At 43.7% G+C, this 13,368-nt stretch carries 11 protein-coding genes; 4 read left to right on the top strand and 7 right to left on the bottom strand.

Annotated elements, in window-relative coordinates; translation table 11 throughout:
- The first annotated feature begins 282 nt into the window (after positions 1-282).
- Entirely contained in the window at positions 283-2,424 is a 2,142-nt protein-coding gene (locus tag G6R11_RS09215) for an alpha-amylase (RefSeq protein ID WP_163132784.1), read from the top strand.
- Between the two features lie 58 nt (positions 2,425-2,482).
- On the opposite strand, the gene G6R11_RS09210 is transcribed toward G6R11_RS09215, so the two are convergent.
- Positions 2,483-3,277 (bottom strand): hypothetical protein, encoded by a 795-nt coding sequence (locus G6R11_RS09210; RefSeq protein WP_163132783.1) that lies wholly within the window; start codon positions 3,275-3,277, stop codon positions 2,483-2,485.
- A 355-nt stretch (positions 3,278-3,632) separates the two neighbouring features.
- Between G6R11_RS09210 and G6R11_RS09205 the strand changes: the two genes are divergently transcribed.
- Entirely contained in the window at positions 3,633-4,067 is a 435-nt protein-coding gene (locus tag G6R11_RS09205) for a DUF4174 domain-containing protein (RefSeq protein ID WP_163132782.1), read from the top strand.
- Between the two features lie 64 nt (positions 4,068-4,131).
- Here G6R11_RS09205 and G6R11_RS09200 read toward each other — a convergent pair whose 3' ends face one another.
- The 6 genes from G6R11_RS09200 to G6R11_RS09180 all read right to left on the bottom strand — a co-directional run bounded on the left by G6R11_RS09200 (position 4,132) and on the right by G6R11_RS09180 (position 8,923).
- On the bottom strand, positions 4,132-4,887 hold the full coding sequence (locus G6R11_RS09200; protein ID WP_163132781.1) for an oligogalacturonate-specific porin KdgM family protein: 756 nt from the start codon (positions 4,885-4,887) through the stop codon (positions 4,132-4,134).
- A 71-nt stretch (positions 4,888-4,958) separates the two neighbouring features.
- Complete coding sequence (locus G6R11_RS21880) at positions 4,959-5,081, bottom strand: hypothetical protein (protein WP_255494589.1); 123 nt, start codon at positions 5,079-5,081, stop codon at positions 4,959-4,961.
- 658 nt (positions 5,082-5,739) lie between these two features.
- Positions 5,740-6,180 carry a dCMP deaminase family protein gene (locus G6R11_RS09195; protein WP_163132780.1) on the bottom strand — a complete coding sequence of 147 codons (441 nt, stop codon included), beginning with the start codon at positions 6,178-6,180 and terminating at the stop codon, positions 5,740-5,742.
- 104 nt (positions 6,181-6,284) lie between these two features.
- Positions 6,285-7,865 carry an EAL domain-containing protein gene (locus tag G6R11_RS09190; protein WP_163132779.1) on the bottom strand — a complete coding sequence of 527 codons (1,581 nt, stop codon included), beginning with the start codon at positions 7,863-7,865 and terminating at the stop codon, positions 6,285-6,287.
- Positions 7,866-8,063: 198 nt separating this feature from the next.
- The gene (locus G6R11_RS09185) at positions 8,064-8,696 is read right to left on the bottom strand and encodes a DUF2959 domain-containing protein (protein ID WP_163132778.1); all 633 of its coding nucleotides are present in this window, start codon (positions 8,694-8,696) and stop codon (positions 8,064-8,066) included.
- A complete protein-coding gene (locus G6R11_RS09180) occupies positions 8,693-8,923 on the bottom strand; it encodes a hypothetical protein (protein WP_163132777.1) in 231 nt (76 codons plus the stop codon). The genes G6R11_RS09185 and G6R11_RS09180 overlap by 4 nt, the downstream gene beginning before the upstream one ends.
- Positions 8,924-9,145: 222 nt before the next feature.
- Between G6R11_RS09180 and G6R11_RS09175 the strand changes: the two genes are divergently transcribed.
- Together G6R11_RS09175 and G6R11_RS09170 are read left to right on the top strand one after the other, a co-directional pair.
- Entirely contained in the window at positions 9,146-10,285 is a 1,140-nt protein-coding gene (locus tag G6R11_RS09175) for an exonuclease SbcCD subunit D (RefSeq protein ID WP_163132776.1), read from the top strand.
- The gene (locus G6R11_RS09170; protein WP_163132775.1) at positions 10,285-13,341 is read left to right on the top strand and encodes an AAA family ATPase; all 3,057 of its coding nucleotides are present in this window, start codon (positions 10,285-10,287) and stop codon (positions 13,339-13,341) included. Before G6R11_RS09175 ends, G6R11_RS09170 begins: the two co-directional genes overlap by 1 nt.
- Positions 13,342-13,368: the final 27 nt, after the last annotated feature.

Here is a 13,368-nt window from a genome sequence, read left to right as displayed (position 1 = left end):
TGCAAATTGTGATTTTTAAGCTAATTATTCTGCAAAAATAACCACAATAAAGACCCGACATCATAAAACAACATCACAGGTGCAGCAAGGGGCACGCGCCAATGAATGTTGATATAGCGGTGAAGTTGCTGTTTTACCAAATGAAAGCGCTGTCAGTCATAAAATTCGCAAATAATCATGCTTTGTTAGTGAAAACTTAAGTAGCTTTTGTTTTCATCACTTCAAATGGTTGAACGAGGTGTTTGCACGCAGCTTGCGTTAGCTAAATGCCATGGAGGTTGAATGAAAGGTTTTAAACTAGGTTTATTGAGTGCGGCGCTAGTAATGGCGGGCGGTTCGGCAAACTTGTCGGCGGCGATGATCAAAACGCCACTCTATATGAATTATGCCGATAGCGGGGTCAATGTTGAGCAACGCTTAAAATTTGCCGGAAAAAGTAAATATAAAATTACCGTTCCGCTAGAAAAAGGCACTTACAACATTCAGATCTCAGACGAAGGCCAACAATGTGGCTTACGTTTTGGCCCTGTCGACAAAAGCAAACTTCGCTTCTCAAAACCTCAAGACTTAAATAGCTGCGCTAAAGACAAATATTTCGAACTGAAAATTTTGTTTGCTGGCAACTACGAGTTAATCCTAGATAACTCTGATGCCGACAAGCCTACCGTGCAAGTATCACGCAAGGCGCAAGCTTCTACCTTTAAACGCAAGCCGCCGGCAGTAGATTGTATTGCTTGGGATGGTCAGCCAGTAACGGTTGATGTGAGCTCTACTTTCACTAATGGCCAAACTGTTAAAGATTTCTATTCTGGTCAAACTCAAAAAGTAGCTAATGGCCAAGTTACCATGCAGCCAGATCCAGCAAGTGGCGGCATATTATTGCTTGAAGCGGCGGATGCAGAAGCTAGCGACTTTTCTTGGGATAATGCCAGCGTTTATTTCATCATGACTGATCGCTTTAACAATGGTGACACCAGTAACGATTACCCACTAAATCGTAAAGCCGATGGCAAACAAGAAATTGGTACCTTCCAAGGTGGTGATTTTAGCGGCATTACTGCCAAGCTAGATTACATTAAAGACTTGGGCATGAACGCGATTTGGGTAACGCCTATTGTTGAGCAGATCCATGGTTTTGTGGGCGGCGGTGATAAAGGCAGCTTCCCATTTTATGGTTATCACGGTTACTGGGCACTCGACTTTACTAAGATTGATCCAAACTTAGGTAGTGAAGAAGACTTTGGCCGTTTTGTTGATGAAGCCCATAAACGCGGCATTCGAGTATTAGTAGACGTGGTAGTAAACCACGTTGGTTATCCAACTATGGATGACATGCAAACCTTTGGCATCAACGCAATGGCGCCTGGTGCGCCAGTGCCGAAGAAGTGGACCGATTGGCAACCTGACTTTGACAAAGGCCATAACTGGCATCGCTACAACAACTTTATTCGTTGGAGCTCTAGCGAATGGGTAGAGAATTGGTGGGGACCAGATTGGGTTCGCAGCGGTATGGCTGGTTATACCGCGCCAGGTGGCGATGATATCACCATGAATCTAGCGGGTTTACCTGACTTATTAACCGAGAGCACCAAGCACGTAGGTTTACCGCCGATCCTTAAAAACAAGAAAGATACTAAAGCGGTAGAGCGCGAAGAATATACCGTTTTAGATTACTTGGTTGAATGGCACACCAATTGGGTTCGCGATTACGGTATCGATGGCTTTAGAGCGGATACGGTAAAGCACGTAGAAGCCGAAGTATGGGCCAAGCTTAAAGACTCTGCTACTGAAGCACTAGCTGAGTGGAAAAAGGAAAACCCTGAAAAAGCCATTGATGACAAACCATTCTGGATGGTGGGCGAAGTATGGCATCACGGGGCATACCGCGACTTTTACTTCGACAATGGCATGGATAGCTTAATCAACTTTGAATATGCAGGCGATAGTGCGGCGCTTAAGGGCTCGCAATGTTTAGCGCAAAACGAAAAAATGTACGCGACCTACGCAAAAGATATAAACAGCGATCCTACATTTAACTTGCTTACTTACATTAGTTCGCACGATACCAAGTTGTTCTACTCAAACTATCAAGATATCCCACTGCAAGCGGGTGCGGGGACGGCATTGTTAATGATGCCTGGCGGAGTGCAATTGTATTACGGTGACGAAAGTGGTCGCCCTCGTGGTCCGCAGTCTGACGCCTTTGATTCACCCACTCGCTCGTTTATGAACTGGGATCAAATTGCTAAAGACAAAGACCGCCAAGCCTTAGTTAAACACTGGCAAACTGTAGGTCAGTTCCGTGATCGTCACGTTGCCATTGGCGCCGGTGAACACAATAAGATTAGTGATCAACCTTATGCCTTTAGTCGCAACAAAGGCGACGATAAAGTCGTGGTGGTATTTGCGGGCATTAAACAGTAAAAATAACAATAAACGGTAATAGCAAGGCGAGAGCGTAACTACACGCTCTCGCTTTTTTTTAAGCTTGAATACGAGCTTTGCGCGCAGCTAAAGCAAGTAAACCCAACACTATAAGCCAAATGCTCAGTGGTTCAGAAACTTGGCTGGCCAGTTGCTCGTCTCCATTAATCACAATATCTCTAAAGGCAAACGCTTCATTGCCGCCATTTTGATTGGCGTTAAAATACAAGCTTAATACTGAGCCGCTGCCAACAAGGCTTTGACTAAGCTGCTTAAACTGATTGTCTAGCACTTGGTTGTTGATAGATAGCGGATCGTTTAGTTGATATTGATTGCCGTTGGCCATGGTATAGCTCTGGGTGGCCTGCTCATCAACAAAACTGCTAAACAGTAGTTGTATGGGCGAGGCATCAATGGCATAGCTAAAACTAAAGGAGTCAGAGGCTTCAAAGTCGCCCATGGCAGCCATGGAAATGGATATGGAACTTAAGGCATAACCACTAATATCAAATAGCCAGCTAGCTTGTGTATCTCCGCTTGGGTTGTCAGGGTTAAAGGTATCACTGACACCGAAAAAGCTTGCTTGGTCAGTTTGCGAATCAACAATACCTAGGCTATCGCCTGGATTACTTTGGCTTGAATCGATGAGGCTGTTAGGAATGCTTAAGCTGGTGTTTGCTTGATACTTATCGAAGCCATCTTGCGCGCTACTAAACTGTTGGCTGAAAGGGTTTTGGTAGTCGACTAAGTTAAGGCTACTGCTGTTTAGCATATCGTAGGCGATGATAGTTGCGTGAACCGGTGCGGTGAGTAGCAAAAAGCTTAAAGAGAGTAACTTTCTTGTGATGAGCATTAGGCATTCCTTTGTAAAATGAATGCCTATCAAATCAATAATTGCGCCAGAATATAAAAGCTATAAAAATCAGTGCGTAAGAAGGATAGGACAGTTAAAGATTAAGAATATGTAAACATTAATGACACTTTTGTTACCAATTGTAGTGCTGTGTCCTAGCCTTTCAAATAATGTTTTTGTTAATAAGGTCGCTTGCAGCTTGCTTAGGTGACTTTTCATCATGATATTAACCACTTACAAAGCACTAGTTTTTACTGTAAAAATTTCTGACCAGCAGTCTCTAGATTAAGTGCCGATAAATTGAACTAAACCTTCTAAGCTTTCGTTCTAACTATTAGTAAACGGGGGACTCAAGATGACGCGATTACTAGCACCTATTTTGTTATTTACCAGCAACCTTGCCATGTCTTACCCAATGGATAGCGACTATTGGGCACACCGAAGTGTACTGTTTTTTGCTCCACAGCAAGACAGTGCGGTCGATCAGTTCTTAGCTGAAGAGATGCGTTACCGTTGCCAGATCCGCGAGCGTGATCTAGTGGTGATGGTTATGACAGCTGAGCAGGCACTCGGGCAAGCAGAGCAAGTAGGAAGCCACGGAGTTTCTTATCTCAGGGATAAGTATCGAGTGGAAGAAAACAAACATATAGCGGTGTTAATTGGTAAAGATGGCCACGAGAAACATCGTTGGGGAGCAGAAACAGATTGGCAAGAAATATTCGCAATTATTGATTCAATGCCAATGCGCAAACAAGAAATGTTATCCAATGCGAGTGTTTGCTCCGCATAAAAAAAGAACCAAGCAGAACACCTGCTTGGCTTTAAAGAAGGAAAGCTAAATATTTACGAAAGGTTTAAAACTTGTACTTAATACCAACACGGGTTTTAAGTTGGCGTTGGTCAGTTTTAGAGCTCACGCTTGAGTTCCAAAATTCCATATACGGACGCCATTTTTCGATTTGGTAACCGATGAATATACCAGCATCCCAGTTATCGTCGCCATTGTTAAACTGTGGATCTTTGGCTTTTCCTGCAATCGCATCCCACTCGTAAGTGTGGCTCTTCCAGTAGTTTGCCTCATAGTCTAACTTAAGGTTTGGCATGCTCTTAACTTTGTAGCCACCGGTTAAGGTGATTTTAGATTTGTACCAAGTTTCACCGTTTTCTTTACCATCAGCATACTGGCGGACTTCGTAACGGTAGCGTAAGGCTGTTTTTAAGCCAAAATCTGCAGTGTAGCCCACTCGAAATTGTGGCTTGTAGGTTACTCGCTCATCACCGAAGGTAATTGGCATACCAGGTTGGATATACCATTTTTTGTTCAATTTGTGTCTGTAGCTTAGGTCAAACTCTGAGTCACCACGTTGCAAGTTTTGTAGAAAACCGCCGCTTTCGCCGTTTTCTTTATCGCCACTAAAGAACTTCATCTCAACGCTGTAGTTCCACTTACCAGCATCACTTACTTTGGTTGAATCACCAATTTTAATACGGTAGGCGTGATCTTCAGATTCGTGTTTGTATTCAGTACGAAAATCAAATTGTCCAGCAGCTACAGGCGCTGCGATTAATAGTGCACCAATTGCAATTGAAAGGCTTTTCATTTTTGTCATGATAAATTCCATTTCCAAGTTAGGGCCCAGTAATAAGCCCAGTTTTTATATTTAGGGAGTTAGGGTACTAATTATTGTTTTGGGTATAACAGTTCTATATCTCGCTTGGACCAAATCTCAGCTAAGTTCTTCTTCACCGTAAACTGGGAAAAATCACTCGACTTAGACAGTGCCAATAAGTCTTGATTATTCATACCTAAGCTGCTTGACCTTGAGCACAGCCACCAAGCACAAATTCTAATTCTGCGACTAAAGCGCTAAAGCTAGTAGCTATACAAAGTTCAAGAGCTAAAGGTTTACAATTAGTCATCATAGTCCTTATGGGTGACAACGTCGCTGGTATTAATGTAATACAAATATGCTATTGGGATTTTAGATTTGTATCTGTGAACCTGATCAGATTATTAAATATTTTTGTATGATTAAAAGGAAAAGGTTAAAAACTGTGGACTAGATGAGGTTTCGCTTGGAGAAATGTGAAGTTTTACTAAGTTAATGGTTTTTCTTAAGCTGGCTTTACCGACCAATTGTTTCAGTTCTAGATGATGAATGATGGTCGACTAAGCTTTAAAAGTGGCTTTTCGTAATAGCAGCAAGCCATTTATTAGATATTTTATTGGCTTAATAAGACAATAAAACTAGCACTGTGCATGTAAGTAAGTGACTGATTTTCGTAATTCTGAGCGTTGCTCGCCGCAGCTCTTTTATTGAACTAGGTGAAAAATTAGCGTCTATTTTTGTCAGATTAAACTCAAACTGTTTGGCTGGTATGAGTAGCCTAGAAAGCGATATTAAGCTTGTTTTGTACTACATATAATGGGGTTGCTTAGCTAGCAACCCTGCACATCATGTTTAATCTTGCTCAAGTGGCAACCAATCTACGGCAACCCCAGCTTGGCTAAACATGTCTTCGCTGATTTTAATTTTGTCGCCCCAGCGTGATAAAAAGTCTTCAGATTGCTCTGGACAGTGAACCGTAGCTATACCGGTTTGAATGATTTTTGCAGCGCAATTAGGGCAGGGAAAGTGAGTTACCCAAATTTCACAGCCAGACAAATCTCGCTTCGCAAATAAAATTGCGTTTTCTTCGGCATGCAGGGTTTTGAGTAGTTTCATTTCGCGGTTGTCGGTTTCGGCACTATCCGAAATTCCATGGGGGTAGCCGTTAAATCCTAAAGATACAATGCGGTTGTTTTCGGTGATAACCGCTCCCACTTGGGTAGAGGGGTCTTTACTCCAAGAACCCACCAGTTCAGCCATTTGAAAAAAGCGCTTAGCCCATTTAGAAACCATTTGTCTTACTCCTTAGTTAACGCGGCTATTGTGCGGCTGAAAGCCGCCCCTTGCAAGTATTGATAAGCATTTGAAAAAACTGCCTAAACCAAATGGAAGAAAGATTAACTAAATTGCTTAATTGGCTGGGGTTTACCGTACAACCAACCTTGGTGCAAATAAACACCTTTGGATATCAGGTAATCGGCTTGTTGTTGGTTTTCTACCCCTTCTGCCACTATCTGCAGATCCAAATTAAGGGCTAAGTCGATCACACCATCTAATACCTTCGCTTGTGGTGAATCGGTGTTTATGGCGACAACAAAACTTCGGTCAATTTTTAAAGTATCTAGCGGTAGTTGTTGTAGGTACTGCAGCCCTGCGTAACCGGTTCCAAAATCATCGATGGCCAGTTTAACATTTCGCTGCTTAAGCCTTTGTAAAGACTGTTGTACTTGAGGAGAGGCTATTTCTACCAACTCAGTTTCGGTAACCTCTAAACATAGATTAGGAAACTCAGCATGGGTGGCTAGTACTTGATTGATGAAAGAAGCGTCTTTTAGATGTTGCCCAGTTATGTTGATATTTACTTTTAACGAAGGTTGCTTAGCGAGTAAAGAATGAAGATCGTTCTTTAAATTACTAATAACTTGTTCGGTAAGCGCAACCTGCAGGTTATAGCGATCAACATCGGGCAAGAATGCATCGGGGTAACGTAAACCATCCACCGGGTGCATCCAGCGTACCAATGCTTCTACCGCAACTAAGTGTTTGTTACGAGTATCATAGATCTCTTGATAATAATTTATAAACTCATGATTTTTGAGTGCTAACTTAAGCCGAGAGCGCTGGCTTAAGCGTTGGCTACGATGTCGATACACCAAGAACATGCTGCAGCACAGTAGTAAGCAGTACAAACAAAGCTGGATTAGACTTAAGCGATAAACACCTTTGTATAGCTCTGCGCTTGGACGACTTGCGATAAGGGTAAGCCCTGGCAGCGCAGCAAATACTTCACTTACAAAATACTTATTGCTGCCGTCGTCAAATAGCGCGAAGCCACTGGTTTTGCTTTGGCGCAAAGGAAATAAAGGTGAGGTGAGTGCCAGTGGTAGGCTGTAACTGCCGCTTACAAAAAGTGGTGTGCCATTGTTACTGTCACTCAAGGCGACAATATCGCCAGATTGGCTGTTACCTTCTATAAATGCGCGAAATACTTGTAGCGGTATCGCTGCGTTTATTTCGCTGCCATCTGGGCGAGTTTTGGCCACAATCATAGCAGGCTCTTTGGTGTACTCTAGAGCCAGTGGACCAAAGTGACGTAGTACTTGAGAGCTTATCGGCTTAAGCACTTCGATAGGGGAGTCAAGCTTCCCCCAGCTGCTACACACCAGTTTACCGTGCGGGCTCACTATGCCCATTTCTGCGATGTAAGAGATTCTAAAGTGAACTTTACGCAGGGCGATAAGGGTGTCTTCTTGGCAGTTTTCACTTACTTCAGTTAGCAAATTAAACTGTTGATCAATGGCATTAAGATTATGGCTAATGTTCTTGAAGGTAATTTGGTAGTCATGATGAAAAGCATCTCGTCGCTGCTGTTTGCTGGTTTCTACAATCCACAGGTAGCTTATGGCAATGGGGAGCAGGCTAAAAAATAGCGCTAACAAGGCTGTCTTTAGTTGTAGTTTTTTAATCCGACAAAACATCAATAGGGCATCCTGGCCAGCAATACAGAGTTACTAGCTTTCATTATTTGTATTGCTTAGGTTCTCAAATAAATGCGAGTGGCGAATTTACTTCATTTTTATGAAAGAAATGTTACAGATGGGAAAGGGTGGCGGTTGCAGAGGATAAATCGTAAACAAAAGGCTACAAGTAGAAACTTGTAGCCTTAGCAATGCTGATTACTTCATGCTGGCAATAAACTTGTCTGATTCAGCAATGGCTTTGCTTATTTGCTTTATTACATCGGCGACATCTTGCTCTAGGCGAGAGAATTCTTTACCTACCGCTCCAATGGCGCGTGCATTTAGGTTATGTTTTAAATAGAGCTGGTTGTCGTTTAAGCGTGTTAATACTGGGGCCATTTGTGCTTCTGCTCGGCGCATTGCCTTAAGCATCGCGGCGTAGCGTTTACGTGTATCAGCAAGTTGTTGCTTGCTTTCGGCTTTTAAACTAGCCGACTGATATTGCTCCAACTCATCTTGCCATTCATCAAACAGTGCTTCTGCAACGCTATCTACTTCGTCAATGCGCTCACTAACGGTTTCGGCTGCGGCTTTTGAGTCTTTGTATTGCGCATTTACTTCGTCATAAATATCTTCTAAATCTCCACCATCAAAATCGGTGAGAGTTTTTAGTTGCTCAAGGGCAGAGGTGAATTGTTGTTGTGCGTCTTGCTGACTTTCTTGAGCGTCTTCCACTCGGTCAACCAATATCTCGCGTTTGTGATAACCCACTTTTTCCATGGCCGAGTAGTAGGTGGATTCGCAAGCTACTAGGCTTGTAAGCATTAACATTATGCTAAAGATTCTCATTGTTCACTCCCTGGCGTAAATCGGGCAGCATCAATAATGGCCCAGATATGAACGATCACCGCAATTACAATGGGGACAATTAACCACCATAAGGCATAGCCTGCAGCGGTTATCACAAAAAACATCAAGGCAGACAGAATTCTACCTTGAACCAGTTGACCTAAGCCGGGAATAAAAAAGCTACAAATGGCGGCAAGCACGTTGCCAGTAGAACCTTGATCAGACACTGCTCTTCCTTGAATTAACGCTAAACATTAGTGACATGTTGCCAGAGTCTAAGGCGCTATGCGAGTTTCTGTTGGTCATTCACATAAACAGCCACAGATTGCTGTTTTACTTGCTGCTAGTTACGCTTATTCGTTGCCATAAAAGCATCGCTTAGCGATAATGCAGACTCTGCATTTATTCACGCACTAACCCTGCTTTCAGGCTTAACTTACGGATATTGAATGAAATTTCTCCATACTTCCGACTGGCACCTTGGCCGCCAGATCCACAATCAGTCTTTATTGGAAGATCAAGAGTATGTGTTAGAACAAATTATTCAAATTGCGCAGCAGCGCCAAGTTGACGCCGTGATTGTGGCTGGAGATATATTCGACCGCTCTGTGCCGCCAAGTAACGCAGTAAAATTGCTTGATGACACCTTAGATAAGCTCGTTAACCAACTAAGTATTCCGGTGATTCTTATCGCTGGAAATCACGATGGCGCTCAGCGCTTAGCCTTTGCATCTAGGCAGATGCGTGAAAGCGGTCTTTATATTAGTGGCACCTTAGGGCAACAAATTCCTGCCATTAAATTAGACGCCAAAAACGGCGAGTCAGTGGTCTTTTACCCGCTTCCGTATGCTGAGCCAGCCACTGTGCGAGATGTTTATGAATGTGAAGCATCTAGCCATCAACAGGCTATGGAAGTGTTGGTTGAACAAGTTAAACAGCATGACAGTGAAGGCCTAAACAAAGTGGTAATTGGTCACTGCTTTTTAGATGGAGGTGATGAGTCTGAATCTGAGCGCCCGCTTAGCATTGGCGGGGCTGACAAAATCTCACCTACGTTATTTGAGGATTTTTCCTACGTTGCCTTAGGTCACTTACATGGGCCTCAGTACAAAGGTGCACAACAAATACGCTATTCAGGTTCACCTTTAAAATACTCCTTTAGCGAGCAACATCAGGCTAAGTCGGTGACTGTGGTTGAGTTAAGTGAAGGTGAATGCAATATCGAGCTAGTCGCCCTTGAGGCGAAGCGCGATGTACGAATTATAGAAGGGTATCTTGAAGAGTTGTTGGCGAGCGGCAGTGCTGATGCCGGCCGAGAAGACTACTTAATGGTGCGTTTGTCAGATAAGTCGGCCATTTTAGATGCCATGGGCAAGCTTCGTGAGGTATACCCCAACGTGCTTCACCTAGAACGCACTGGCCTTATGGCAGGTGATAAAAAACTTGAGTTAAATCGAGAGCATATCAAAAAAGGGGAGTTTGATATGTTCACTGACTTTTTTGACCAAGTATCTGGAGAGTCACTTAGCCCAGAGCAGCAAGAACTGTTGAAACAAACCATCGACCAATTACACCGCGGAGATCAATAATGCGCCCAATTACCCTAAGCATGAGCGCGTTTGGCCCCTTTGCTGGAACGGAAGAAATTGATTTTCGCAAGCTTGGCCGTAATCCCTTGTTTTTACTTAATGGCCCTACCGGAGCGGGTAAAACAACGATTTTAGACGCTATCTGTTTTGCCCTTTATGGTAAGAGTACTGGCGATGAACGCGAAGCTGCGCAAATGCGCTGTGACTTGGCCGATGAAGCGTTGCTCACTGAAGTACGCTTTGAGTTTGAACTAGGCGATAAACACTACAAGATCCGCCGAGTACCAGAACAAGCACGCCTTAAAAAATCTGGCGATGGCTATACCCAACAAAAACCAGAAGCCCAGTTAAGCTTAGTGAATGATGACGGCAGCGAAGAGCTACTCGTTCCTGCCAAGGTGTCGGAAGCAAATAGCCAGATAGAGATGCTCACTGGCTTAGATGCCGATCAGTTTCGCCAGGTAATGGTCTTGCCTCAGGGTAAGTTTCGTCAGTTATTGATGGCAGACTCTAAAGAGCGAGAGAAAATATTCTCTCAACTTTTTCAAACTCATATTTATCGAAAAATTGAAGACAGTCTAAAAACTCAAGCAGCCTGTATTCGCACTCAAGCTTTAGAGCAAAAAAATATTCGTGAAGGTATTTTACAAAGTGCCGATCTCACTGAGCAAAGCGAATTAAGCGATGAGTTAGCCCAATTAAGTGCGCAACTTGAACAAGCCTTAGAGCAAAAGCAGCAAACTGGAGCTCACTACTCATCAGCAAATAAAGAGTATGAAGCGGCCAAGGTACTTGCTGATGACTTTAATCAACAAGCTGCACTCAAAACATCTTTAAGTGCTTTAAACAAACAAAAAGCCAGTATTAGCGAAAAGCAAACTCGTTTAGACCAAGCCAAAGCCGCTCAAGCGATTGAGGCCTTTGATACTGCAAAAGTGCAGCGCTTTAACGAAGCCAAGCAAGCCAGCTTGGCGCAAAGCCAAGGCGAAGCCGAATTAAGCACCGCTCAACAAAACTTGAAGAAAGCGCAGCAACAGCTTGAACAAATGCCAGAGAAAGAAGCGCAATTAGCCCAAGCTCAAGAACAGTTATTGTCGCTACAAAACTTTAAACCACTTATTCAAGAACTAGAAAAACTCAAACAGCAACAAACCGCTGCCCAAATAAAGCTAGACAGCCAAGCAGAGCAAGGCAAAGGCTTAAAGCAGCAGCTAACCGAACTAGCGAGCAGCAAAGTCGTTTTGAGCGAGCAACTTACAAGCAGTCGGCAGCTGGCGGAAACGCAAGCCGACAAACAGCGACTGTTAGGCCAAGCCCAACAGTTTCTTGAGCAGGCTGATGCTTTGGCAAAACTCAATCAACAGCTAAACGATAACAATGCTGAAGTTGAACAATCTGCCGATCAAGGTAAGCAGCTTAAGGCCCATTACCAGCAAGCTCAACAGCAGGCCAATCAAGTTCAACTAACTTGGCACCAAGGTCAAGCGGCGATTATGGCGCAGCGACTGCAAACTGGTGATGCTTGCCCAGTATGTGGCAGCACCGCGCATCCTCAACTTGCGGTGAGTCAACATGCATTGCCTAGCGAAAATGATGTAGAGCAGGCGCGTAACAACGAGCAAGTCGCACGAGATAAACTAGAAGAAGCCCGCCAGCATTACAAAGCATTAAAAACCAAGCAAAGCGAATGGCTAAGTCAACAGCAGAATCTCAGCCAGCTCTTGGGAGATAAAGCGGCAATATCAGTTCAACAGCTTCGCGCGGAACTCGATGCTGTTCAGCAAGCATTGGCGGCCGCCCAACAAGCTCACTCGCTAACTAAACAACAGCAACAACAACTCGAGCAAACAGAGCAAACAGAGTTAAGGCTGCAAGCTCAAGTGGAGCAGGCGCGAGAGCTATATCAGCAAACTAAAAGTCAGTTAGATGTTTTGCAAGGCCAGCGTGAAAGTGCCGAGCAAAACTTACCAGTAAAGTACCAGCAGCCGTCAATTCTTGAAGACGCGATAAACTTGCAACAACAGCAAGTAGAGCAACTAAAGGCGTCTATTGCAGCGATAAACCAGCAACACAATACTGCTCGTGAAGATTTGAGTGCCAAACAATCGGCTGCTACTGCGGCGAAGCAGGTACTGCAACTTGCTCAGCAAGCTTTAAGTGAGGCACAAGCTAAGTTTACTGAACACTTAGCAAAGTCTAGCTTTGCTAATGAAAGTGCCTTTAACATGGCCTTGATTAGTGATGATGAAATGGCAGAGCTTGCAAAGGAGCTAGAGCTTTATTATAGCGATTTAACTAAAGTGTCTGCTCAATTAGAGCAACTAAAAGCCAAACTAAAAGGTAAAAAACAGCAAGATCTTGATGGCTTGGCGCAAGCGCTTAGCAAACTACTTGAGCAAAAAGACTTAGCAGATACCGAATGGAACAAGTTCAACAATCGCCAGCTAAGTTTGTTAGATATTCAAAATAAGCTAAACCAAGCAGATAAGAATGCCCAAAGTTTGGCGGAGCAATACCAAGTGGTAGGGACTTTAGCCGATGTGGCTAACGGTCAAACTGGAAATAAAGTGAGTTTGCAACGCTTTGTATTGAGTGTTTTGCTGGATGACGTATTGCTGCAAGCCAGTCAGCGCTTAAGCATTATGAGTAAAGGGCGTTATCAGCTTATTCGCAAAGAGCAGCGGGCTAAAGGCAACAAAGCCTCTGGTTTAGAGTTAGAAGTCGAAGATAGTTACACTTCCAAAGTGCGCTCTGTAGCAACCCTAAGTGGTGGCGAAAGCTTTATGGCTGCGCTAGCCATGGCATTAGGATTGTCTGACGTGGTACAAGCCTATGCAGGTGGAATAAAACTAGATACTTTGTTTATTGATGAAGGTTTCGGTAGCTTGGATCAAGAGTCATTAGATCTGGCGATTCGAACCTTGGTGGACTTACAAAGCGCCGGTCGAATGGTAGGGGTAATTTCTCACGTGTCGGAGATGAAAGAGCAAATTACCAGCCGCATCGATGTACTCAAACATTCGTCTGGTAGTACTACCCACTTACACCTCCCTTAAACAAAAAAGCCAGGCAATGCCTGGCTT

Origin of the sequence: Agarivorans sp. Alg241-V36, from assembly GCF_900537085.1 — a bacterium.
Classification (GTDB): domain Bacteria; phylum Pseudomonadota; class Gammaproteobacteria; order Enterobacterales; family Celerinatantimonadaceae; genus Agarivorans.
This window is presented reverse-complemented; position numbering and strand designations above follow the sequence as displayed.